At 63.1% G+C, this 25,315-nt stretch carries 15 protein-coding genes; 6 read left to right on the top strand and 9 right to left on the bottom strand.

From position 1 onward, the window contains the following. Positions 1-185 precede the first annotated feature (185 nt). The 3 genes from ONG87_RS11300 (at position 186) to glgB (ending at position 7,872) form a co-directional block, all read left to right on the top strand. The gene (locus ONG87_RS11300; protein WP_264381262.1) at positions 186-2,213 is read left to right on the top strand and encodes an alpha-1,4-glucan--maltose-1-phosphate maltosyltransferase; all 2,028 of its coding nucleotides are present in this window, start codon (positions 186-188) and stop codon (positions 2,211-2,213) included. Between the two features lie 95 nt (positions 2,214-2,308). Next, positions 2,309-5,632: a maltose alpha-D-glucosyltransferase gene (gene treS, locus ONG87_RS11295; RefSeq protein ID WP_264381261.1), complete on the top strand. Its 3,324-nt coding sequence runs from the start codon at positions 2,309-2,311 to the stop codon at positions 5,630-5,632. Then, on the top strand, positions 5,629-7,872 hold the full coding sequence (gene glgB, locus ONG87_RS11290; protein WP_264381260.1) for a 1,4-alpha-glucan branching protein GlgB: 2,244 nt from the start codon (positions 5,629-5,631) through the stop codon (positions 7,870-7,872). The genes treS and glgB overlap by 4 nt, the downstream gene beginning before the upstream one ends. Positions 7,873-7,944: 72 nt before the next feature. On the opposite strand, the gene ONG87_RS11285 is transcribed toward glgB, so the two are convergent. The 9 genes from ONG87_RS11285 to glgA form a co-directional block, all read right to left on the bottom strand. Next, positions 7,945-8,553, bottom strand: coding sequence for a bifunctional 2-polyprenyl-6-hydroxyphenol methylase/3-demethylubiquinol 3-O-methyltransferase UbiG (locus ONG87_RS11285; protein ID WP_264381259.1), 609 nt, complete (start codon positions 8,551-8,553; stop codon positions 7,945-7,947). Beyond that, positions 8,550-9,308, bottom strand: a complete 759-nt coding sequence (locus tag ONG87_RS11280; RefSeq protein WP_264381258.1) for a PIG-L deacetylase family protein — start codon at positions 9,306-9,308, stop codon at positions 8,550-8,552. Before ONG87_RS11280 ends, ONG87_RS11285 begins: the two co-directional genes overlap by 4 nt. Beyond that, on the bottom strand, positions 9,305-10,312 hold the full coding sequence (locus tag ONG87_RS11275; protein WP_264381257.1) for an acyl-CoA dehydrogenase family protein: 1,008 nt from the start codon (positions 10,310-10,312) through the stop codon (positions 9,305-9,307). Before ONG87_RS11275 ends, ONG87_RS11280 begins: the two co-directional genes overlap by 4 nt. Then, a complete protein-coding gene (glgX, locus tag ONG87_RS11270) occupies positions 10,309-12,471 on the bottom strand; it encodes a glycogen debranching protein GlgX (protein ID WP_264381256.1) in 2,163 nt (720 codons plus the stop codon). Before glgX ends, ONG87_RS11275 begins: the two co-directional genes overlap by 4 nt. A 222-nt stretch (positions 12,472-12,693) precedes the next feature. Beyond that, positions 12,694-13,044 carry a DUF2934 domain-containing protein gene (locus ONG87_RS11265; protein ID WP_192055273.1) on the bottom strand — a complete coding sequence of 117 codons (351 nt, stop codon included), beginning with the start codon at positions 13,042-13,044 and terminating at the stop codon, positions 12,694-12,696. A 14-nt stretch (positions 13,045-13,058) separates the two neighbouring features. Then, the gene (locus tag ONG87_RS11260; RefSeq protein WP_264381255.1) at positions 13,059-15,848 is read right to left on the bottom strand and encodes a malto-oligosyltrehalose synthase; all 2,790 of its coding nucleotides are present in this window, start codon (positions 15,846-15,848) and stop codon (positions 13,059-13,061) included. Continuing rightward, positions 15,845-17,929, bottom strand: coding sequence for a 4-alpha-glucanotransferase (malQ, locus tag ONG87_RS11255; protein WP_264381254.1), 2,085 nt, complete (start codon positions 17,927-17,929; stop codon positions 15,845-15,847). The genes ONG87_RS11260 and malQ overlap by 4 nt, the downstream gene beginning before the upstream one ends. After that, positions 17,926-19,719, bottom strand: coding sequence for a malto-oligosyltrehalose trehalohydrolase (gene treZ / locus ONG87_RS11250; protein ID WP_264381253.1), 1,794 nt, complete (start codon positions 19,717-19,719; stop codon positions 17,926-17,928). The genes malQ and treZ overlap by 4 nt, the downstream gene beginning before the upstream one ends. A gap of 35 nt (positions 19,720-19,754) precedes the next feature. Beyond that, positions 19,755-21,317 (bottom strand): glycogen synthase GlgA, encoded by a 1,563-nt coding sequence (gene glgA / locus ONG87_RS11245; RefSeq protein WP_264381252.1) that lies wholly within the window; start codon positions 21,315-21,317, stop codon positions 19,755-19,757. Positions 21,318-21,957: 640 nt separating this feature from the next. On the opposite strand from glgA, the gene gnd reads away from it, so the two are divergent. The 3 genes from gnd to ONG87_RS11230 are packed head-to-tail and all read left to right on the top strand — an operon-like array spanning position 21,958 to position 25,264. Continuing rightward, positions 21,958-22,935, top strand: coding sequence for a phosphogluconate dehydrogenase (NAD(+)-dependent, decarboxylating) (gnd, locus tag ONG87_RS11240; RefSeq protein WP_122477848.1), 978 nt, complete (start codon positions 21,958-21,960; stop codon positions 22,933-22,935). Beyond that, complete coding sequence (gene zwf / locus ONG87_RS11235) at positions 22,932-24,440, top strand: glucose-6-phosphate dehydrogenase (RefSeq protein WP_185793243.1); 1,509 nt, start codon at positions 22,932-22,934, stop codon at positions 24,438-24,440. The genes gnd and zwf overlap by 4 nt, the downstream gene beginning before the upstream one ends. Then, a complete protein-coding gene (locus ONG87_RS11230) occupies positions 24,437-25,264 on the top strand; it encodes a Cof-type HAD-IIB family hydrolase (RefSeq protein ID WP_264381251.1) in 828 nt (275 codons plus the stop codon). The genes zwf and ONG87_RS11230 overlap by 4 nt, the downstream gene beginning before the upstream one ends. Positions 25,265-25,315: the final 51 nt, after the last annotated feature.

Raw genomic sequence — 25,315 nt, 5'->3', positions numbered from 1 at the left:
GACATATGCCTGTGGTAGACATCGTTTACAACGATTTCGGTCCGTCCAAGCGCGTTGCAACGTGTAAAAGCATATGAACTTTCCCTCGAGGCTTGGCTCCGAACCTAAGCGAAAGACAAACCCGGTTCACTTCACCGCTTGCACAAGCACAACAGCGTCCAGGTGACGCACAGGAGCGAGGCTCGATGACGGCTGATCAGACTTTCCAAGCGGACCAGAACGCGACCTACGAACAGACGCCAGACCACGTGCTGAGCCTGTCCCAGGCGCTGCTGCTGCCTCGGATCGTGATCGAAGACACGCAGCCTGTCATTGACGGTGGTCAATTCGCCGTCAAGGCCATCGTCGGCCAGACGGTCACGGTCAGCACCAAGGTCTACGCCGACGGTCACGACAAGCTGGCCGTGGTCCTGCGCTGGCACGAGGCGGGCACCGACACCTGGCACAGCACTGCCATGCGCGAGCTGGGCAACGACAGCTGGGAAGCCGAGCTGGTCGTCGACAGCGTCGGCACCCATGCCTATTGCATCGACGCCTGGATCGACCAGTTCGCCAGCTACCGCTACGAACTGGAAAAGAAGTACGCAGCTGGCGTGACCATCGACCTGGAACTTGAAGAAGGCCGCGTGCACCTCGAGCAGGCCGCCAGCCGCAGCCAGGATACCCTGGCACGCCAACTGCGCCAGTTGCACGACGAATTGCAGGGGCTGGATCAGGACGCCAAGGTCGCGCTGCTGTTGCAGCGTGACACCCAGGCCCTGATGTCCCTGGCGGACTCGCGCGCGTTCCTCTGCTCCAGTGTCGAATATGCCCTGGACGTAGAACGCGAACTCGCGCAGTTCGCCAGCTGGTACGAGTTGTTTCCGCGCTCGATCACCGATGACAAAGCTCGTCATGGCACCTTCAATGACGTGCACAGCCGTCTGCCGATGATTCGCGACATGAACTTCGACGTGCTGTACTTCCCGCCGATCCATCCAATCGGACGCGCTCACCGCAAGGGCCCGAACAACTCCCTGACCGCCGGCCCGGACGATCCAGGCAGCCCTTATGCCATCGGCAGCGCCGAGGGTGGGCACGAGGCCATTCACCCGCAGCTGGGCACGCGTGAAGACTTCCGCAGGCTGGTGGCCGCGGCGGCCGAGCACGGTCTGGAAATCGCGCTGGACTTCGCCATCCAGTGCTCCCAGGACCACCTGTGGCTCAAAGAGCACCCGGGCTGGTTCAGCTGGCGCCCGGACGGCACCATCCGCTATGCGGAAAACCCGCCGAAGAAATACCAGGACATCGTCAACGTCGACTTCTACGCTGCCGACGCAGTGCCGGGCCTGTGGACCGAGCTGCGCGACGTGGTGTGGGGCTGGGTCGAGGAAGGCGTGAAGATCTTTCGCGTCGACAACCCGCACACCAAGCCGCTGCCATTCTGGCAATGGCTGATCGCCGATATCCGCAGCAAGGACCCCAGCGTGATGTTCCTTGCAGAGGCGTTCACCAAGCCAGCCATGATGGCGCGCCTGGGCAAGGTCGGTTACTCGCAGAGCTACACCTACTTCACCTGGCGCAATACCAAGCCGGAGCTGACCACCTATTTCACCCAGCTCAACCAGGCACCGTGGGCGCACTGCTACCGGCCGAACTTCTTCGTCAACACGCCGGACATCAACCCGTTCTTCCTGCATGACAACGGCCGCGCCGGGTTCCTCATCCGCGCCGCGCTGGCGACCATGGGCTCCGGTCTGTGGGGCATGTATTCGGGTTTCGAACTGTGTGAATCGGCGCCCATCCCTGGCAAGGAAGAATACCTGGACTCGGAGAAGTACGAGATCCGCCCGCGTGACTTCACCGCCCCCGGCAACATCATTGCCGAGATCGCCCAGCTCAACCGGATTCGCCGTCAGAACCCGGCGCTGCAAACACATCTGGGCGTCGAGTTCTTTCAGTGCTACAACGATAACGTCCTGTATTTCGGCAAGCGGACCGCTGACCGCAGCAACTATGTGCTGGTCGCCGTGAGCCTCGATCCACACAACGTCCAGGAAGCCCATTTCGAGCTGCCGCTGTGGGAGTTGGGCCTGGACGACGATGCGGCCACCAACGGCGAAGACCTGATGACCGGGCATCGCTGGACGTGGCACGGCAAGAATCAGTTCATGCGGATCGACCCTGCCTATCAACCATTCGGCATCTGGAGGATCACACGCGTACAGCCGTAGGCAAGCGCCACGTCGTACGCCGCACTCGGTGTCTTACGCTGCTCCAGGCGATGTCCAGCCGCTCCAGACACGCTGCTCACTACAGGGAATCCACAATGGCGAAAAAGCCTCGGTCGCAAGCGTTCATCGATGATCCGCTCTGGTACAAGGATGCGGTTATCTATCAGGTCCACGTCAAGTCGTTCTTCGACTCCGACAACGACGGCATCGGTGACTTTCCGGGGTTGATCGCCAAACTCGATTACATCGCCGATCTGGGCGTCAATACCATTTGGCTGCTGCCGTTCTACCCGTCGCCGCGTCGCGACGACGGCTACGACATCGCCGAGTACAAGGCGGTGCACTCGGACTACGGCACGTTGGCCGATGTGCGACGTTTCATCAGCGAGGCGCACAAGCGCGGCTTGCGTGTGATCACCGAGCTGGTTATCAACCACACTTCCGACCAGCACCCCTGGTTTCAGCGCGCGCGCAAGGCCAAGAAGGGCTCCAAGGCTCGCGATTTCTATGTGTGGTCCGACAGCGACGAGAAATACGACGGCACGCGGATCATCTTTCTCGATACCGAGAAGTCCAACTGGACCTGGGACCCCGTCGCAGGCCAATACTTCTGGCACCGTTTCTATTCGCACCAGCCGGATTTGAATTTCGACAACCCGCAAGTGATGAAAGCAGTCATTGACGTCATGCGCTACTGGCTGGACATGGGCATCGACGGCCTGCGCCTGGATGCCATCCCGTACCTGATCGAGCGCGACGGCACCAACAACGAAAACCTGCCCGAGACCCACCAGGTGCTCAAGCAGATCCGTGCCGAGATCGATGCCAATTACCCGGACCGCATGCTGCTGGCCGAGGCCAACCAGTGGCCAGAGGACACCCAGCTGTACTTCGGCGATGCTCACGGCGACAACGGCGACGAGTGCCACATGGCGTTCCATTTCCCGTTGATGCCACGCATGTACATGGCACTGGCGCAGGAAGACCGCTTTCCGGTCACCGACATTCTGCGCCAGACGCCTGCCATTCCAGCCAACTGCCAATGGGCGATCTTCCTGCGCAACCACGATGAACTGACCCTGGAAATGGTCACCGACCGTGAGCGCGATTACCTGTGGAACTACTACGCGGCCGACAGCCGCGCGCGGATCAACCTCGGAATTCGTCGTCGCCTGGCGCCGCTGCTCGAACGTGATCGCCGCCGGGTCGAATTGCTCAACAGCCTGCTGCTGTCCATGCCCGGCACACCGACCCTGTATTACGGTGACGAAATCGGCATGGGCGACAATATCTACCTGGGTGACCGCGACGGTGTGCGCACGCCCATGCAGTGGTCGATCGACCGAAACGGCGGCTTCTCGCGCGCCGACCCGGCCAGCCTGGTGCTGCCGCCGATCATGGATCCGCTCTATGGCTACCAGTCGGTCAACGTCGAGACCCAGGCCAACGACCCGCACTCGCTGCTGAACTGGACCCGGCGCATGCTCGCCGTGCGCCGTCAGCAGAAAGCGTTCGGCCGCGGTACCCTGACCATGCTCACGCCGACCAACCGCCGCATCCTGGCCTACGTGCGTGAATACACCGGCAGCGATGGCAAGACCGAGATCGTGTTGTGCGTAGCCAACGTCTCGCGTGCCGCCCAAGCGGCTGAATTGGATCTGTCCCCGTACGCCGGCATGGTGCCGGTAGAGATGCTCGGCGGCAGCGCCTTCCCACCCATCGGTCAGCTGAATTTTCTGCTGACCTTGCCACCCTACGGCTTCTATTGGTTCCTGCTGGCCAGCGAAACCCAGATGCCGAGTTGGCACGTCGAACCGGCCCAAAGCATGCCTGACTTCCAGACCCTGGTTTTGAAACAACGGATGGAGGAGTTGCTCGACGAGCCGTCGCGCAGCACTCTGGAAAACACCTCTCTGCTGCAGTACCTGCCCAAGCGACGCTGGTTCGGCGGCAAGGACGTGGCCATCGACAATCTGCGCATCGCCTACGGCGTGCGCTTCGGCACGCCGCAAAGCCCGGTGCTGTTCAGTGAGCTGGAGGTCACTGCCGGTGGCCAGACCAGCCGCTACCAGTTTCCGTTCGGCTTCATTCCCGAGGAGCACAGCGGTTCGCCGCTGCCCTTGCAACTGGCGCTGTCGCGCGTTCGTCGCGGCCGTGAAGTCGGCCTGATCACCGACGCCTTCGTCCTGGAAAACTTCATCCACTCGGTGATCGAAGGGCTTCAGGTCGAGAAGACGCTGGCGACCGGCGAAGGCGAGATCCGCTTCCAGGCCACCGAGCATCTGACGGCCCTGAATCTCGACCAGACTTCGGTGATCCGCTACCTGTCGGCCGAGCAGTCCAACAGCTCGGTCGTGGTTGGCGGCAGCCTGGTGCTGAAGATGATTCGCCGCGTCAGCGGTGGCATCCATCCAGAGCTGGAAATGGGTGCCTACCTGACCGCCGCGGGCTACGCCAACATCTCGCCGCTGATGGGGTCCGTCAGCCGTGTGGATGCCAGCGGAACACCGCACTTGCTGATGATTGCCCAGGGTTACCTGAACAATCAGGGCGACGCCTGGGAATGGACCCAGAACAACCTCGAGCGCGCGATTCGCGACGAGATGGCCTTCGCCCATTCCGAACAAGGCCAGCGCTACGACGCACTGGGCGAGCTGGCAGACTTTGCCGGCATGCTCGGCCAGCGCCTGGGCGAGATGCACGTCGCCCTGGCGGCGTCCGGCGCCCAGGCCGATTTCCTCGCCCGGGTGAGCAACCAGAAAGATGCCCAAGGCTGGGCTACAAGCATCGCCAGCCAGGTCGAGCGGGCGCTTGGCCTGCTCGAGCAGCGCCGCGCCGAATTTGCCGAGCAGGACCAGGCTTTGGTGGCCGAGCTGCTGGGCCGACGCGAAGAGTTGCTGGCCCAGGTCGAGCGCCTCAGCGCGCAGGCCACTGGCGGTCTGATCATGCGGGTCCATGGTGACCTGCACCTGGGCCAGATGCTGGTGGTGCAGGGTGATGCCTACCTGATCGACTTCGAGGGCGAGCCTGCACGGCCACTCGAAGAGCGCCGCGCCAAATACAGTCCTTACAAGGATGTAGGAGGCGTATTGCGTTCGTTCGACTACGCTGCGGCCATGGCGATCCGCAATGTACAAAGCACCGATGCCTCCGAGGAAGCAGCATCGGCGCGCCAGCGCGTGGCCCAGCGCTACCTGGCCGAGGCCCGCCATGCGTTCATCGGCGCCTACGACCTGGCGACCAAGGCCGTGCCACATCAATGGCAGGACCCGGACGGCGCGCGCGCGGCACTGGATTTGTTCAGCCTGGAAAAGGCTGCCTACGAGATCGCTTATGAAGCGGAGAATCGCCCGAGCTGGTTGGCCGTGCCCTTGCACGGACTGTTCGGGCTCTTGAGTACGAGGGAGAATAAGCAATGAGTGCGCACAGCGAACATGGCAAGCGCGATTCCGGCGCGTTGCCGGCAAAAGCCGATATCGAGGCGCTGATCCGTGCCGACCATTCCGATCCGTTCTCGGTTCTGGGTGCCCATAGCGATGGCGGCACAGGCAGCTACATCCGTGCCTACCTGCCGACGGCCCTGAGCGTGCAGGTATTGGCCAAGGACGGGGGGCATCCACTGACGACCCTCGACCAGGGCGACGTGCCCGGGCTGTTCACCGGCCATATCGAGCAAAGCCAACCCTACCTGCTGCGCGTGCAGTGGGCCGGGGGGGTGCAGGTCAGCGAAGACCCGTACAGCTACGGCAATCTGCTCGGCGACATGGACATCTACCTGTTTGCAGAGGGCAAGCATCGCAACCTGGGCAGCGTCTTCGGCGCCCAGTTCATCGAAATCGAAGGCGTGCAGGGCGTGCGCTTCGCCGTCTGGGCACCGAACGCCAAACGGGTTTCGGTGGTCGGTGACTTCAACGTCTGGGACGGTCGCCGTCATCCAATGCGCCAACGCTTCCCGGCCGGCGTCTGGGAGTTGTTCATCCCCGGCCTGCAGCCTGGCGAACCGTATAAATACGAGATTCTTGGCCAGCACGGCATTCTGCCGCTCAAGGCCGACCCGATTGCCCTGTGCACCGAGTTGCCGCCGTCCACCGCCTCGCGGGTGGCCAAGCCGATGCAGTTCGCCTGGGACGACAACGCTTGGCTGGATATCCGCGCCGAGCGCCACGCGCTGGGTGCACCACAGTCGATCTACGAACTGCACGCCGGTTCATGGATGTGCGAGCTCGACGAAGCAGGCGAGGTGGTTCGTCCCTACAACTGGCATGAACTGGCCGAGCGCCTGATTCCGTACGTGCAGAAGATGGGCTTCACCCACATCGAGCTGCTGCCGATCATGGAGCACCCCTTCGGCGGTTCGTGGGGTTATCAACCGCTGTCGCAGTTCGCGCCGTCGGCCCGCTATGGCACGCCGGAAGACTTCGCGGCGTTCGTCAATGCCTGCCACAAAGCTGAAATCGGTGTGATCCTGGACTGGGTCCCGGCGCATTTCCCCACCGACGAGCATGGCCTGGCGCGTTTCGACGGCACTGCGCTGTACGAATACGACAACCCGCTGGAAGGTTTCCATCAAGACTGGAACACGCTGATCTACAACCTGGGCCGCACTGAAGTGCATGGCTTCATGATTGCCTCCGCGGTTCACTGGCTCAAGCAGTTCCATATCGACGGCCTGCGTGTCGATGCCGTGGCGTCGATGCTGTACCGCGACTATTCGCGCAAGGCAGGGGAATGGGTGCCCAACGAGTACGGCGGCCGGGAGAACCTGGAAACCATCGCGTTCCTGCGTCACCTCAATGACGTGGTGAAACAGGAAGCACCCGGGGCCATGGTGATAGCCGAAGAGTCCACCGCATGGCCGGGCGTGACTCAGCCCACACAGGAAGGCGGCCTGGGCTTCGACTACAAGTGGAACATGGGCTGGATGCATGACACGCTCAACTACGTCCAGAACGATCCGGTCCACAGGCCGCATCATCACGGGCAGCTCAGTTTTGGTTTGGTCTATGCCTATTCAGAACATTTCGTGCTGCCGATTTCCCATGATGAGGTCGTGCATGGCAAACACTCGCTGATCGACAAGATGCCCGGTGACCGCTGGCAGAAGTTTGCCAACCTGCGTGCCTACCTGAGCTTCATGTGGACTCATCCGGGCAAGAAGCTGTTGTTCATGGGTTGCGAGTTCGGCCAGTGGCGGGAGTGGAACCACGATCATCAGCTGGATTGGTACCTCACCGAGTACTCCGAACACAAGGGTGTTCAGCAGCTGATCGCCGACCTCAACAGGCTGTACCGCGAAGTACCGGCACTGCACCAGCAGGACTGCCAGCCCGAGGGCTTCCAGTGGTTGATCGGCGACGACGCCACCAACAGCGTCTTTGCCTGGCTGCGCTGGAGTGCCAATAACGAGCCGGTGCTGGTGGTGGCCAACTTCACGCCGGTTCCGCGCGAGGCCTACCGTGTAGGCGTGCCCTTCGGTGGCGAGTGGGAAGAGCTGCTCAACAGCGACGCCGAGCAGTACGCTGGCTCCAACTACGGCAACGGCGGCAAGGTCTTCGCCGAAGAGGAGGGCAGCCATGGCCAACCTCACGCCATCAGCCTCAACCTGCCACCGCTGGGTGTATTGATCCTGCGTCCTACGCGGGCCGATATCCAGGGCTGACGGTAATGAAAAGGGGCTCCTTAACGGAGCCCCTTTTTTTCGACTGAGTATCAAGTCTGCGTGTTCCAAGGGTCAGCGCAATCCCTCGTGCTGGGCGACGGTCGTCGACTCGCAGCTCCACAGTTCCAGTAGAAAATCACCCTCCCTGTGTTCCACCAGCCGGTGCATGCCCAATTCCGCGTGCAGCTGTTCGTGGACCTGCGTGGCCGTCTGCGGCGCACCCTCGATGCTCGCCAGCCAGTGACAAGCAACCACTTGGCCTCCGGGGTTCAAGCAAGCACGAGCTTTCTCGATGACCTGGCTGAGGTCGGTGCGACTCAGGTAGTAACCCAGTTCATTGAGGACGATGAGGTCGAAGCGTTCGCCTGGCCAGTCGGCGGGCAGGGCAGCCTGTCGCGCTTGGGCGTGGGCGATGTCGCTCAGGCGCGCCTGGGTCAGGCCCACCGCGCGGGTGTTCATGTCGCAGCTGAGCAGGGCGTCGCAGCGCGTGGCCAGTGCCAGGCTGGTCTCGCCGTTGGCACAACCGGGCTCGAAGATCGCGCCATAGCGCTCCTGCGGCAGGCAACCGAGCAGCAATGCCCGCTTGCGCCGCTCGTACCAGCGATGACGCATGGCCCAGGGGTCGTCGTTGCCCTCGTAGAGCTTGTCGAAATACTGGTTGTCGACGCTTTGTCCGCTCATAGAAACACCACCTCGAACGGCTGCAGCAACCGCTCCAGAACGTAGGGGGGCAGCACAGGCGCCAGGCCTATCTGTGGGTCGCCTTCCAGCTGACTGGCGAAGGCATGCACCGCATGGCTCTTGCGCGCCACCATCACCTTGTCCAGCGGCAGCTTGCGCGCGCGCGGCCATGGGATCCGATCGTCTTCGGGCTGCGCCCAGTGCCAGGTCCAGACCGGCAGTTCATGATGGCTCGCGCCAGCAGCCGCGGCCGCCGTTGCGCCCGCACGGCCTACCGCCTCATGGTCGGTGTGGCCATCGTTGCACCAGGTGCTGAACACCACATCGGTGGGCTTGAGGTAGCGCTGAATGAACTCGGTCAGGCGTTGCTCCTCGTGCGCCACACCGCTGTCGGCAAAGCCTCCGCGAATCCATTGCAGGCTGTGCAACGGCAAGCCCAACCGGTGCAGCGCCTCGGCGCTCTCCTGCGGCCGCACGGCGCTGAGGCGTTCGGCGGGCCACGTCTGCGAGCCCGGATGGCTGGCGCTGCCGTCGGTGACGGAGATGATCAGGATCTGCCGTTCCAGCCCTGCCAGCAATTGCAAAAGCCCACCACAACCGAGCACTTCATCGTCCGGATGCGGGGCGATGATCACCGCCCGCGAGCCGGCCGGTACCAGGGTCTGGGCGTCGATCAATGGCAGTTCGGCCAAGTGCCGCGAGCCGCGCCAGGCCTGCAGGGGCGTGCCCTGGCCTACGATAGGGTTTTCTTTCATAAACTCCAGGTCCGCGTCGTGGGGGCGCCGAGCAACTGGCCCAGCGCAGCGAGGTCGCGCTCGGCATGGCTCTGTCGCAGGTATACCGGCAGATCGGCGATCAACCGGGCGAAATGAGGATCCTTGCAGTACGGCCCCGCGCCCAGGGCGCGGCCGACATGGCTGATGACGGTGTCGGCGGTCTGTTCAGCCACCGCGCGGCACAGTCGCGCCGAATGCTCGAAATGGCCATCGGGCTGCAGGTCGGCAGCAATGGCGGCCTGGCGCAGGACGGCAATGCAGGCCGCCAATGCCCGGTCCACTGCGCCCAGGTGCGCCAGTGCATGAGGTTCGGGCCGGGCATGGCAGTGCTGGGCCAGATAGCGCCCAAGCTCACGGGCGGCACCGAACCAGCACGCGGCGATGCCGATGCCGCCCAGCCAGAAACCGGGGCGGTTGAGGTAGCTTCCTGCGGTTCCGACGCACCAGCCCTCGGCGTTTTCCAGCAGGATCTCGACGCTGCCGGTGTTGGCCATGCCCACGGCGTTCCAGCCGTCGTCGGTGACGCACAGGTTGGCTTGGTCCATCGGCACCGCGACCAGTTGTTGCTGGCCATCGTCATCCCAGGCCGTAAGCAGGCCATGGGTGACGACGCTGGCGCCCGAACACCAGGCCTTGCGGCCGCTGAGCAGCACGCGGTCACCTTCGTGGCGAACCATCACCCGTGCCTGGGGCGGCTCCGAGGCCCAAGTGCCCCAGATCGAGCCCTCGGGCGCGGGATCGGCGCCCAGTTCCTGCATGATGGCCAACGCGTCAGTGTGGCCTTCGTACAGTTTGCACAGGCCCAGATCATGCCCGGCCACGGCCGCCAGGCACTGCCAGCGCTGCAAAGTGTCGCCACCGGCGGGCAGCGGCAGGCTGTCCAGGCCCGAGGCGCACAGCCGCCGCAGTTCCTTGCCCAGCGCTGCAGTGTCGGCGTAACCCTGCGCCGGCCAGGTCAGAGCCTCGGTCAGGGTCGGTTTCATTCTTCGACATCCCGGTGCAGTTCGAACATCAGCATCGAGCGACCGGTCACCTGGAATTCGCTGCCGAATTCCAGACGCTCATGCTCACCCAGGTCCGGGCGGTTGGTGTCGATGCGACAATTCCAGTATTCACCTTCCGGTACTTCGGGAAGGGTGAAGTTGACGACGTCATGGTGAGCATTGACGATCAGCAGCAGGGTCGCATCGGCGCCCGGTTTGCGAATGCCACTGGGCTGCGCGCGGCCATCGAGCATCATCCCCAGGCAGCGGCCATGGGCGTCTTCCCATTGCTCGGCGGTCATCTCGTTGCCCAGCGGGTCAAGCCAGGTCACGTCCTTGACGCCGATGGCTTCGTTGTACTCGCCGACCAGAAAGCGATTGCGGCGCAGGATCGGGTAGCTGTTGCGCAGCTTGATCAGGCGTTTGACGAAACGCAGCAGGCTCTTGCCGTCTTCGTCGAGCTCCCAGTTGACCCAGCCGATCTCGCTGTCCTGGCAGTAGGCATTGTTGTTGCCACCCTGCGTGCGCGAGAACTCGTCGCCGGCGACGATCATCGGCGTACCTTGGGAGAACAACAGGGTGGTAAAGAAGTTGCGCATCTGGCGCAGGCGCAGTTCGATGATTTCCGGATCGTCACTGGGGCCTTCGACACCGTGGTTCCAGGAGACGTTGTTACTGGTGCCGTCCTGGTTGTCTTCGTCGTTGTCTTCGTTGTGCTTGTCGTTGTACGACACCAGGTCGCGCAGGGTGAAGCCATCGTGCGCAGTGATGAAGTTGACCGAAGAATAGGGCCGACGACCGCGCTGGTTGAACATGTCGCCCGAGCCGGTCATGCGCGCGGCGAAGTCGGCAAGCTGGCCGTCGTCACCTTTCCAGAACGCCCGTACGGTGTCGCGGAAGCGATCGTTCCATTCGGCCCAACCCGGCGCGAAGCCGCCCACCTGATAGCCACCGGGGCCACAGTCCCACGGCTCGGCGATGAGCTTCACCGAGCGCAGCACCGGGTCCTGGCGACAGGCGACGAGGAAGCTGTGCCGTTCCGAGAAGCCGTCGTGGTAGCGGCCGAGGATGGTTGCCAGGTCGAAGCGGAAACCGTCGACGTGCATTTCCGAGGCCCAGTAGCGCAGCGAGTCGGTGACCATCTGCAACACGCAGGGATGGCTCAGGTCCAGCGTGTTGCCGGTGCCTGAGTCGTTGATGTAATAGCGCTTGTTCTCGGGCATCAAGCGATAGTAGGAGGCGTTGTCGATGCCGCGCATCGACAGCGTCGGCCCTTGCTCGTTGCCTTCGGCGGTGTGGTTGTAGACCACGTCGAGAATGACTTCCAGGCCGGCGTCGTGCAGGTGCGCGATCATCTCCTTGAACTCGGCTATCTTGCCGCTGGCGATGTAGCGCGAATGCGGCGCGAAGAACGCAATGCTGTTGTAGCCCCAGTAGTTGTTGAGGCCTTTCTGCAACAGGTGCTGGTCGTTGACGAAGCCATGGATCGGCAGCAACTCGATCGACGTCACCCCCAGGTTCTTCAGGTGGTCGACCACTTCCGGCACGGCGAGGCCGGCGAAGGTCCCGCGCAGGGACTCAGGCACGGCAGGGTGCTGCATGGTCAGGCCGCGCACATGGGCCTCGTAGAAGATGGTCTTGTCCCACGGCACACTGACGCGATGGTCGCGGCCCCAGGTGTAGGCCGGGTCGATGACTTTGCTCTTCGGCACGAACGGAGCGCTGTCGCGTTCATCGAAACTGAGGTCACCATCGGGATGGCCGATGGTATAGCCGAACAGGGCCTCGGACCACTTGAGTTCGCCTACCAGCTGCTTGGCGTAGGGGTCGATCAGCAGCTTGTTGGGGTTGAAACGGTGGCCGTTCTCGGGGTCGTAAGGGCCATGCACACGGTAGCCGTAGATCAGCCCTGGGTGGGCGTCGGGCAAGTAGCCGTGGTAGATCTCGTCGGTGTACTCGGGCAACTCGATGCGCTCGATTTCCTCTTCGCCACTGGCATCGAAGATGCAAAGTTCGACCTTGGTGGCATTGGCGGAAAACAGTGCGAAGTTCACACCCAAACCGGTCCAGGTGGCGCCAAGCGGGAAGGGCAGGCCTTCGCGAATACGCGACGGTTCGGTCGGTTCTGGCGCGGGTGCAGCTTTCTTTTGCGGACTCATGGTCGATCCTTGCTCTTGGTTTGCACGCATACGGCGCAGGCAGAAGTCATAGCATCATCGGTGTCTTCAGAGTCGGGAGGTGCTGAGGCAGGCAACGGGTCGGTGAACGTGCCGTCCGGGTGACGGGCACGTGAAGTTCGGTAACTGCAGCCATCCAGCCCTGGGGCTGGACCGACGGAAGATGTGCCCGCGTGCCAGGTAGCGGCAGTACGCGGGCGGGTATCACTTTGCAGCGGGCTTTTTCGGTGGACGCGGCTTCTTCGGTGCCGGTGGCTTGCCAGCACCGTCGGCCTTGGCGGCGGGATCCGCTGCTGCATCGGCTGGCTCAGCAGCCTTGCCCGGGGCCTTGGGTTTGGCAGCAGGACCCTCGCCAGCTGGCTTGGGCTTGGGCTGAGCGGCCGCCTTGGGCTTGGCCGCAGCTTTGCCCTTGGCCGGCTTGGAAGGCGCTAGCGCCTCAGCCTCGGCCAGTTTGCGTGCCATCTCCCAATGGCGCTCGTCCTGCCCTTCGGGCTGACCTTCGGATTCCCAGATCTGATAGGCGAATTCGCGGACTCGTTTATCGTCGGCACTCATTTCAACGCTCCTTATTACAGCTCACTTTGTAGGAAGAGATTGACGGGAAACTCTTTCAGCGCAGTGCTCACCAACAATTCCTTCTCTGCTGTGACTGCGTGGTCGGAGAAAAGTCCCTTCAATGTAGCCCCGGATTGCACCGATGGCAAAACGACACGGGTGTCGCCCCAAGCGCTGGCATCGATCAAAGGCGTCTGGGCATCGGCCAACAGGCCGCTGGCCAGACGGGGCACGATCACTATGGCCGTCGTGCCGTCCAGTACGCGAGCGAACGCGTGAATGCGATCGGCATGCACACCCTGGACGTCGAGCTTCTGGTAGCTGCCGTCCCGGAATAGCGCCGGGTGTGCGGCACGAGCCTGAAGCGTGCGCTGGATCATGGCCTGCTTGATGCGACCATCGTGCCAGTCTTGCAGCAATTCGCTGACCGCAGGGCGGGCGTCGAGCGAATGTTCGCGTGCGGGGTAATCCACCGGACGACGATTGTCCGGATCGACCAGGCTGAAATCCCAGTACTCGGCGCCCTGATACAGATCGGGGATGCCTGGCACGGTCATGCGCAGCAGGGTTTGCACCAGGCTGTCCAGCGCGCCGCTGGGCGCAATGGTGCGACTGGCGGCGGCAATGGCATCGCGCAGCGGGCGACCCTTGTCGCTTAGCAGCAATTGCTCGAGAAAGTCGCGGCAGGCGGTTTCGTAGGCTTCGTTTGGCGCACTCCAGCTGCTGATCAGCTTGGCTTCGCGCAACGCCTTCTGCTGCCATTGGTACAGGCGCTCGGCGTAGGCGGTCAGGCCTTCGACGTCGTCACTGCGCAAGTCCAGCGGCCAGCTGCCCAGCAGTGCCTGGTAAAGCATCAGCTCGTCGCCACCACTCGGTGCATGGCTCTCGCCGAAGGCACTGCGCAGGGGCGCAGCCAGCTCCAGCCATTGCTGCACTTGCTCGACGTACCAGGGTGCGCGCTCGCTGAGCACGGCCAGGCGCGTACGGGTGTCTTCGCCACGCTTGTGGTCGTGGGTGGCAGTGGCCAGCAGATTGTCCGGGAAATGCTCGAGGCGCTGCTGACAGGCCTGGTCGAACGCTTCCGGGGTGCCGGCGAACAGTTCGGTCTCGAAACCGACGTCGTTGCGCGAAAGCAATACGGCGGAGCGGTAGAATGCAGTGTCCTCGACAGCCTTGGCCGCCGCCGGCGACGTCAGTTGCTGGAAGCGCACGCAGGCGTGGCGAATCAGCTTGCGTCGACGCCCGATGGGCAGCGCGCGCCAGCGTTCGCCACCCAGCCAGCGCTGCAGGTAATCGAGTACCGGCCAGTCGGCTTCGCCCAACGTACCGCGTGCGCCGTCCATAGCCTTCTGGAAGAAAGCTTCGTCTTCAGCCGGGCGTCCGCACGGGTTGATATAGGTACGGTACACCGGGAAGTGCACGATCAGCTCTTGCAGCGCTCGGCGGATGGCGCCCAGGGTCAGGTCGCGGCTCATCAAGTCGCCGCGGGCCACTTGCAGCAAGGCCTGGGCCACGGACTCGAAATCGCCGGCGAGGGAACCGTTGAGTACCAGGTTGCGAGCAACGTGGGCTTCTTCGATGAACTCGCTGGGGCGGCCACTGACTCGGCTCCACAGCTCGCCCAGTGGCTGCTCGCCGTCAGGATCATGCTGCAGCAACGACACCTGGTTCATGAACTCGTAGCCGGTGGTGCCATCGACCTGCCAGTCACGGTGCAGTGTTTCGCCTGCACCCAGAATCTTCTCGACGTAGATCGGTACGTGATCGATGCGCGCAGACTCCGGGCGCTGCTGCAACAGGGCGTTGACCCGACGTCGCAGTTTACGCGAGTAGCCACGCGGGTCGGCCAGGCCGTCGATATGGTCGATACGCAAGCCGTCCACCAGGCCTGCGCCGATCAGTTCGAAGATCTTCGCATGGGTCGCTTCGAACACCGCCGGCCGCTCGACACGCAGGCCACCCAACTCGTTGACGTCGAAGAAGCGCCGCCAGTTGATGTCGTCACCAGCGGTGCGCCAGCTGGCCAGTCGATACGACTGTCGCTCCAGCAGCTCGTGCAGGCGGTTGAAGCCTTCGTCGCTGGTGGCATCGAACTGGGCCAGGGAGGCTTTAATGCCATCGTTCAGGCCGCCGCTGGCGACACGGGTCGCCAGGTCGGCTTGCAGCGCGCGAGCCTCGCCGTACGCGTCGTCGCTGCCATGCAGATTGGCGAAGCGCGCGCCCAACTCGCTGACCGGTGCATTGCCCGACGCCGCCAGGATGTGCGGGTAGTCGATCGGACAGATCGGAAAGCGATGCTCATAGTGCTCTACGAAAAAGCTGCCTTGCTCGGCGTCGAACTTGAGCACCAGTTCACCGCCCTGCAGGGCCGCGCCGTAGTCGCTGCCCAGAAAGGGCAACAGCAACTGGCCTTCGAGCAATGGGTCGGGCGAGTGCCACTGAATGTCGAAGAACTCCGAATACGGGCTGCGACGCCCCCACTCGAGCAGGTCGAGCCACCACGGGTTGTGCGCACCCCCCACGGCCATGTGATTGGACACGATGTCGAGGATGAAACCCATGTCCTGCTCGCGCAGCGCTGCGATCAGCCGCTCCAGCGCGGGCTGGCCACCCAGTTCGGGGTTGACCTGGGTCGGGTCGACGACGTCGTAGCCGTGCATCGAGCCGGGGCGGGCCTTGAGAATGGGAGACGCGTACACATGGCTGATGCCGAGCCGGGAAAAATACGGCACCAGGCGAGCGGCATCATCCAGGGTGAAATCCTTGTGCAACTGCAGCCGAACGCTGGCCGTCATTTTTTTCATCGGTAACGCTCACTGGCTTGTTGGCGGGCGCAGGCCAGCAGCTCTAGGCGTCTGGCAGCGTCTTCATCGTCGAGAAGATTCTGGGCATGGGCGCTGTAGCGGCGGCGCCAATTGGGATGACTGTCTATGGTGCCCGGCAGGTTGGCCTGTTCCTCGATACCCAAGGCATCGTCGATCGGCAGCAATACCAGCGGAGCAGGGGTCTGGCCAAGGAAGCGGGTACTGGCGTCGATCATCGCATCGATGTCGTCCACGCCCTCCACCTGGCTCTGCTGCAGTTCGTGTGCAAGCACCTGGCGCAAAGCGCGACGCTCGTGTTCGCGGGTCTCGCGCCAGTGTTTCTCGGTCGGCTCGTCGATCAGTTCCAGGTCGCGGTTCCAATCGATGTCACGCCCGCGCCACCAACCGTTGAGGGTCGGCAGGTCGTGGGTGGTCGAGGTGGCCAGGGCGTTGTCTGGCCACGCTTGATTCTCGATGAACACGCCGTCGTTCTGTTCGAACAGCAGCACGCGCATCCCCAGCATCTGCCGGGCTGCCAGCTTCTCACGCAAGCCATCGGGCACCGTGCCGAGGTCTTCGCCCAGCACCACGGCCTGGTGACGGTGGGATTCGAGTGCAAGCAGGCGCAGCATGTCGTCGATGGGAAACTGCAGGTAGGCACCTTCGCCGGGCTTGGCGTCGGCCGGAATCAGCCACAGGCGCTGCAGGCCCATGATGTGATCGATGCGCAGGCCACCGGCGTGGGCGAAATTGGCCCGCAGCATCTCGATGAATGCGCGGAAGCCATTGCGCTGCAGACCCTCGGGCGAGAATGCCGAGATGCCCCAGCTTTGCCCCGAGCGATTCAGAATGTCAGGCGGCGCGCCCACGGTCAGGTCGGCGAGCAACTCGTCCTGACGGCTCCAGGCCTGGCTACCGGCGCCGTCGGCACCCACGGCAAGGTCGGCGATCAGACCGATCTTCATGCCGCTGCTGCGCGCCGCTTGCTGCACCTTGGCCAGGCAGCGGTCGATCAGCCATTGGCAGAATGCATGGAAAGCGATCTCATCGCCGTGGGCTGCAGCGAACTCGGCTACGGCCGTGCCGCGCGGGTCATGCCACTGCTGGGGCCACTGGCGCCAGTCCAGGCTTTCACCGCGAGCCTTGAAGTCAGCCTGCAAAGCCTCGTAGCGGCAGTGATTCTCCAGCGCTTCGCCACCGGTGTGGCGGAACGCGTTGAAATCCGCATTGAGGGGGTGTTCGTTCTGGCAGAAGCTGTCATAGAGCGCACGCAGCAAGCGCTGCTTGGCCCCGGCGGCAGCTGGCCAGTCCACCAAAGGCAACGCTTCCAGCGCGTGCAGGGTATCGCCCAACCCGGAAGTTTCGATAGCGGTGCGCACGGCGTCTTCACCGAGCACCGCGGCAGGTGCCGCGTACAGGCTGTTGAGAAACAGCCGGCTCGAAGGCGAGTAGGGGCTGTAGCGCGTGTTGTCGCTGCTGCTCATGGCGTGCATGGGGCTGATCGCCAAGGCATCGGCACCGCGCTCGCCGGCACTGCGCACCAGCGTTTCCAGGGCTTGGGTATCGCCGAAGCCGCCATCACCGCTGCGGCGCACTGCGTACAACTGAACACCCAGCCCCCAGGCGTGGGCCGTGTCCTGGCCATAGGCGTCGGCGACGCTGAAGCAGCGTGGTGGCGCTACAGCCAGGGTGAAATGCTGCTGCGCGATGTGCACGTCCTGATAACCGACGGGCAACAGGCCGGGCAGGGCGCCGTTTTTGTCCAGGCTCAGCGACAGCGTACTGCCGTCTTCCAGCTTGACTTCGCAGGCCGTACCCGGCTCGAAGAACCGCGCAAGATCGAGCGGCTGGCCGTGTTCGACCGTCAACAGTGGGGGCAGGCGATGCGACTGTGCCGTCTTGCGCAACTCGTCCAGGCTTTGCTCGACCTCTTGCACTGAATCGGCAGGGTGGCCCAGGCCACGCAGCACCTTGCGCAGGACACCGTCGGCAACCGTCTGCGGCTTGCCATTGGCATCGGTCCAGTCGACGGCGATGCCGGCGCGCTCGGCAAGATCGTGGAGTTGGCGTTGTTCGGTCATACCGCTGTCTCCGAGTCACCCGCCGGAATCAAGCTGACCAGAGCGGTAAAGGCGGGCAGTCCTTGGGTCAGTACGGTGGTGGTGTCGTTCTGGGGCCGGCTGTCGAACAGCAGGTGTTCGGTCTGCAGATGGGCCGGCACGGTCGCCTCGCTCAGGTTCAGATCGATGCGCAACACGCTGCCATCGCCCATTCGCCATTTTGCCGTCACCGCCTTGTCGGCCAATACCTGCGCACCCAGTGACTGGGCACCATCGAGCCGCGGCACGATCTCGTCGCGGCGCAAGGCCAGCAACTGGCGATACAACTGCACCCAGGCCCCGTCCTGGCGGAACTGGAATTCGGCGAAGTCCGGCCGCGACGCTTCGAACGTGCTGGCAGCGTTCGGATCGGGAATCTTCGCCCGGGTTGCTTCGTTGGCGAAGGCGTCGAACGCGGCAAACTCGGCGCGACGCCCCTCGCGGACCGCTTCGGCCAATTCGCCGTGGTGATCGGTGAAAAACAGGAACGGCTCGTCGGCGGCCCACTCGTCGCCCATGAACAGCATGGGAATCATCGGCGACAGCAACAGCAAGGCAGTGGCGGCGCGCAGGGCCGGTTCGCTGCACAGCAGACTCAGGCGCTCACCCATGGCGCGGTTGCCGATCTGGTCGTGGTTCTGCAGAAACAGCACGAAGGCAGTGGGCGGCAGATGACCGCTGGGTTCGCCACGCGATTCGCCCTTCTGGTTGGTATCGCCCTGATAGATGAAACCCTGACTCAGGCACCGCGCCAGTTTTTCGGTCGACTGTTCGCTGAAGTCGGCGTAGTACGCCTCGTCTTCGCCAGTCAGCAGTGCATGCAGCACGTTATGACCGTCGTCGTTCCACTGCGCGTCGTAACCTTGCTCGAGCAGATGAGCCTGGTTGTGCTCGTTCTCCAGCATCAGCCAGACGTGTCGATCAGCGCCGACCTGCTCGCGCAGGGTGGTGGCCATCTCTTGCAGGAAGGTCGGGTCCTGAATGGCATGCACGGCGTCGAAGCGCAGGCCGTCGAAACGGTATTCGAGCAGCCACATGGCCGCGTTATCGATGAAGAAACTTCTTACCTCATCGCGGCGGAAGTCGATGGCATCGCCCCACGGGGTTTTCTTGTCGTGGCGGAAGAAGCCCTTGGCGTAGCGGCCGAGGTAATTGCCATCGGGGCCGAAGTGGTTGTAGACCACATCGAGGATCACCATCAGGCCATGGCCGTGTGCGCAATCGATCAAATGCTTGAGCTGTTCGGGTGTGCCGTAGGAGGCTTCCGGGGCATACGGCAGGACGCCGTCGTACCCCCAATTGCGTTCGCCGGGGAATTCGGCGATGGGCATCAACTCGATCGCGGTGACGCCCAGGGCTGCAAGGCGTGCCAGGTGGGACTCGACACCGGCGTAGCCGCCCAGCGCACCCACGTGCAGTTCATAGATGACCGCCTGGGACCATGGCCGGCCCAGCCAGCTGGTGTTCTGCCAACTGTAGGCCAGCGGGTCGACTACAAGGCTGGCTGAATGCACGTCGCCCTGCTGGGCGCGGGACGCCGGGTCAGGCACTGCCATCTCGCCATCGATATCGAAACGGTAGGCGGTACCGGCCGCGCACTTGTGTTCCAAAGTGAACCAGCCGTCGTTGCCGGCGAGCATGGGCAACGATTCGCCGTCGGCGATCTGCAGCCCGACCGAGAAAGCGTCCGGTGCCCACAATGCAAAGTGAGTGAGCCCGGAGTCCTGCATTACTGCACCGTGGGACCAGGTTTCAGTTTTCCGTGAAGGCATCGATGAAACCTCTTCCATTTATTGATTGATCGCCGTTATTTATGATTCGCAGAAGTCTTGCTGCCATGAACCAGCGCCTGATAAAGCTCGGCGTAAGGCTCCACCGCCTCGCTCCAGTTGAAAGGCTGGGTCATCGCGCGGCAGCGCATGGCATTCAACAGTTCAGGCTTGCCGAAGACATAGAAGGCGCGCGCCAGGGCGGCCTTGTAGCTTTGGATGGTCGACTCGCCGAACAGAAAACCGGTTACCCCGTCCTCGATGGTGTCGGCCAGGCCGCCGGTGTTGCGCGCCACGGGCAGCGAGCCGAAGCGTTGTGCATACATCTGGCTCAGGCCGCAGGGCTCGTAGCGTGACGGCATCAGCAGGAAGTCGCTGCCGGCGAACATGCGTCGCGCATCGGTTTCGTTGAAGCCGATGCGTACACCCACGCGACCCGGGAAGCGCAGGGCGAGCTCGCGCATGGCCTGCTCTTCCTCGGGCTCGCCGCGGCCGATGATGATCACCTGGCCGCCGTTTTCGACGATGAACTGTGTCACGCCTTCGGTAAGGTCCAGGCCTTTCTGGTAGACCAGGCGGGACACCACGGCGAACAGGGGGCCATCAGATTCTTCGATTTCGAACAGCTTGCGCACGTGGGCCGCATTGACTGCCTTGCCTTCCCAGTCGTTCAGGCTGAACGGGCAGACCAGGTGCGGGTCGGTGGCCGACTCCCAGCTGGCGTCGATGCCGTTGGGAATGCCGCTGAGTTTGCCTTGCTGCGCCTTGCTGCTGAGGAAGCCTTCCAGGCCGCAACCGAATTCGGGTGTGGTGATCTCTTCGGCATAGGTCGCGCTCACCGTGGTGATGTGGTTCGCGTAGGCCATGCCGGCCTTGAGAAACGACAGCTTGCCGAAAAACTCCATGCCGTCCTGCTGCATCGCATGGTTGGGAACGCCCAGCTCCGGGCAGCAGCCACGGCTGAACACACCCTGGTAGGCCAGGTTGTGGATGGTGAACAGGGTAGGCGTACGCAGACCGCGCCAGTGCATGTAGGCAGGCGCCAGGCCGGCAGGCCAATCGTGGGCGTGCACCAGGTCAGGCTTCCAGTGCACCATGCCCTGGCCTGCGGCGATGTCGGCGGCTGCCAGGCCCAGGCGGGCGAAGCGGATATGGTTGTCCGGCCAGTCGCGGCCGTTGTTGGCGCCGTAGGGGGTGCCGTCGCGCTCATACAGTTCTGGGCAGAGCAACACGTAGATGACCAGCCCGTCGGGCATGTCCATGCGGCCGATCTTGCACGGTGGCAGGGCGGCATGGCCGCTGAGTTCGCCGACCACGTGAATCGGGTTGTCGCTGTTGAGCACTTGCGGGTAGCCGGGAATCAGTACGCGAACGTCATGTACCTGACTCATGGCGCGTGGCAGCGCCGCCGACACGTCACCCAGGCCGCCGGTCTTGACCAGGTCGGCAATTTCCGATGTCACGAAAAGAACTTTTTGTTTGTGGGCGCCAGACGGCGTCTGCAGTGCTTTGCTGGTAGGCGTGGGAACCTGCAAGTGGGCGGGTTCCGCCGCTTGCCTGTTGAAACGCTCTCCGTGGTTTTCGACAGCGGCACTGATCATTGTTCTCTCCCGTGCATTACGTACTTGTATGGCAGATCCTGACTCTAAAAAAAGCGCTGATCGATTAGCGCTTCCCGCTTACACACGCACAGGCGCCGCAGGCAACGGCGTTCCTGCCGCAGGCTGCAATGATTCACGGGATGGCAGGCTTGGCGGACAAGAAACATCAAATAACCTGCTCCCTATCCTGACCTGTCTGATTTGCAAAAAGTTTCGAGTTTTTTGCATCGGATTTCCAAGCGATACATCGCCTGTGGCCTGAGTGTAGGAGATCCGCCATTTTTTTGGGCCAGGCGCGCGACTGACGGCCGATAATTATTGGCACACTCGTACTACAGGCCTCTGCCAGAGGGCTTCCAGCGCACTTTGGCTGTGCGCCGAAAGCGCTTTTGCGCGGTCGTCCATGCCTGCCTCGCAAACCGTTGCGATTTGTGTCGGATCCCAGGTATGAACGTTGATGAAATCGACAAAAAAAGCCAAGTTTTGCCCAGCGTCGCAATCGACCAAAGGTATACTCGGAAACTTACCGGTATCGTCCGGGACTAACTTGGAAGCTCGATCGGGCAATACCCGTACAGGCTTTCAGGACAACACCGTTCAAGAAATATCTTCTTCAAGCAACATAGAGTGGAGCTCTCGCATGCAACTGGGAATCATTGGGCTGGGCCGCATGGGCGGCAACATCGCCAGAAGGTTGATGCGCGCGGGTCATCAAACGGTGGTCTTCGATCGCAATCAGGATTCAGTGCATGGCCTGGCCGGTGAGGGCGCCATCGGGGCCGCCGATCTAGCCGATCTGGTGAGCAAGATGGACACGCCGCGCGCGGTCTGGGTCATGCTGCCCGCCGGCGCTCCGACCGAGGCGACCATCGCCCAGCTGGGCGATCTGCTCGAGCCGGGCGACGTGATCATCGACGGGGGCAACACCTTCTACAAGGATGACATCCGCCGCGCACGCGAACTGGCGGCACGCCAGTTGCACTACGTCGACGTCGGCACCTCTGGCGGCGTGTGGGGCCTGGACCGCGGCTATTGCATGATGATCGGCGGCGAGCCGGACATCTTCGAACGTCTCGACCCACTGTTCGACTGCCTGGCGCCGGGCATGGGCGACATCCCGCGTACCCGTGATCGCAACAGTTCGGACGATCGTGCCGAGCGTGGCTACATCCATGCAGGTCCGGCCGGTTCCGGGCATTTCGTCAAGATGATCCACAATGGCATCGAGTACGGCATGATGCAGGCCTTCGCCGAGGGCTTCGATATCCTCAAGACCAAGTCCAGCAGCGAGCTGCCGGAAGATCAGCGTTTCGACCTCAACCTGGCCGACATCGCCGAAGTCTGGCGTCGCGGCAGCGTGGTGTCGTCGTGGTTGCTCGACCTGACGGCCGATGCCCTGGCCAGCGATCAGCAGCTGAGCCAATATTCCGGCGTGGTGTCGGACAGTGGTGAAGGCCGCTGGACCATCGACGCGGCGGTCGAACAGGCCGTGCCGGTACCGGTGTTGTCCAGCGCCTTGTTCGCGCGCTTCCGCTCGCGTCAGGACGCGACCTACGGTGACAAGATCCTCTCGGCGATGCGCTTCGGCTTCGGCGGTCACGTCGAGGTTCCCAAATGAGTAGAGCGACCTCGAAAGTAGATGCCGCTCCACCGTCAACCCTGTTTCTGTTCGGCGCCCATGGCGACCTTGTCAAACGCTTGCTGATGCCGGCCTTGTACAATTTGAGCCGGGATGGACTGCTGGACAACGGCCTGCACATTGTCGGGGTCGATCACAACGAGGTGAGCGACGCGGACTTCGCCGCCAAGCTCGAAGCCTTCATCATCGAACAGGCGCGCGCCAAGGGCATCGACGAGCCGGACAAAGTGCTGGATCCGGCGCTCTGGGCCAAGCTGCGCAAGCGCATCAGCTACATTTCCGGCGACTTCCTCGACGACGCCACCTACCAGGCGATTGCCGAGCGCATCGAAGTCAACGGTACCGGCAATGCCATGTTCTACCTGGCCACCTCGCCGCGCTTCTTCAGTGAAGTGGCGCAGCGACTGGGCAGCAGCGGGTTGCTCAAGGAGCAGCCTGACGCCTTTCGCCGGGTGGTGATCGAAAAACCCTTCGGTCACGACCTGGCGTCCGCCGAAGCGCTCAACGCCTGCCTGTTGAGCGTGATGAGCGAGAAGCAGATCTATCGCATCGATCATTACCTGGGCAAGGAGACGGTGCAGAACATTCTGGTCAGCCGTTTCTCCAACGGTATTTTCGAAGCGTTCTGGAACAACCACTACATCGACCACGTGCAGATCACTGCCGCCGAAACGGTCGGGGTTGAAACCCGTGGCAATTTCTACGACCAGACCGGCGCGTTGCGCGACATGGTCCCCAATCACCTGTTCCAGCTGTTGGCGATGATTGCCATGGAGCCCCCGGCGGCCTTCGGCGCCGACGCGGTCCGCGGCGAGAAGGCCAAGGTGATCGGCGCCATTCGCCCCTGGTCCAAGGCCGATGCCTTGAAGAATTCGGTCCGTGGCCAGTACACCGCGGGGCAGGGCGACAAGCCCGGCTATCGCGAGGAGCCCAAGGTCGACCCGCAGAGCAGCACCGAAACCTACGTGGCGCTCAAGGTCATGGTCGACAACTGGCGCTGGGTCGGTGTGCCGTTTTATCTGCGCACCGGCAAGCGCATGAGCGTGCGCGACACCGAGATCGCCATCTGCTTCAAGCCGGCGCCCTACGCGCAGTTCCGCGACACCGAAGTAGACCGGCTCAAGTCCAACTACCTGAAGATCCAGATCCAGCCAGACGAGGGCATGTGGTTCGACCTGCAGGCCAAACGCCCCGGCCCGGCAATGGAGCTGGAGAACGTCAAGCTGGGCTTCGCCTACAAGGACTTCTTCCAGATGCAGCCGTCCACGGGCTACGAGACGTTGATCTACGACTGCCTCATCGGCGACCAGACCCTGTTCCAGCGCGCCGACAACATCGAAAATGGTTGGCGCGCCGTGCAGCCGTTCCTCGACGCCTGGCGCGAGGGCGGCAGCATTGCCACCTACGCGGCGGGCGAAGACGGTCCGGAGGCGGCCGACGAGTTGTTGGCACGCGATGGCCACCACTGGCATCGACTGGGATGAGTGCGGCTTCGGAACACCTCATCCAGTTCGTCCTCAGCGACATGGACGGCACCCTGCTGATGCCCGATCACAGCCTGAGCCCAGCGGTTATCGAGGCGGTGGCGCAGCTGCGCGAGGCAGGGGTGCGGTTTACCCTGGCGAGCAGCCGCCCGCCGCGGGCCATGCGCCAACAGATCCAGACCTTGGGAATCGACCTGCCGACCGCTGCATTCAACGGTGGCGTACTGGTCAATCCCGACGGCAGTGAGCTGCAATCCCACTGGGTGGAGCGCGCGGCGGTCGATATTTGCCTGGCGTTGTTTGCCGAGCACCGGCTGGACGTCTGGGTGTTCGCCGACGACCAGTGGCTGGCACGCGACCGCGACGCTCACTATTTTCCCAAGGAGCTGCACGCTCTGGGCTACGAGCCGTTGATCGTCGACGATTTCACGCCCTATCAGGACCGCGTGCACAAGATGGTCGCCACCTCCAGCGACTTCCAACTGCTGATCGATCTGGAACGGCAGCTGCAGGGGCCGCTGAGCGGCAAGGCGATTGCGGCACGCTCGCAGCAGTATTATCTGGACATCACCGCGGTGTTGGCCAACAAAGGCGAAGCCCTGGCAACCTTGGCTGCCGGTTTGAGCATCGACCTGGCCAACACCGCCGTATTGGGTGACGGCGCCAACGATGTGGCCATGTTCAAGCGGGCCGGTTTTTCCGTGGCCATGGGCCAGGGCGAGCAGGCGGTGCGCGACCAGGCCGATGCAGTGACCGCCAGCAATGCGGCAGACGGCGTGGCGCAAGCCATTCATGAGCTGATATTGCCCCGCGCTCGACGTTGATACAGTTTTCCGGCGTGGCACCGACTTCCGGTCCGCGCCCGTGGTCATGAG

It is taken from the genome of Pseudomonas sp. MM227, assembly GCF_947090715.1.
Classification (GTDB): Bacteria; Pseudomonadota; Gammaproteobacteria; order Pseudomonadales; family Pseudomonadaceae; genus Aquipseudomonas; species Aquipseudomonas baltica.
The sequence above is the reverse complement of the archived record's forward strand: the minus strand, read 5'-3'. Positions and strand labels throughout refer to the sequence as shown.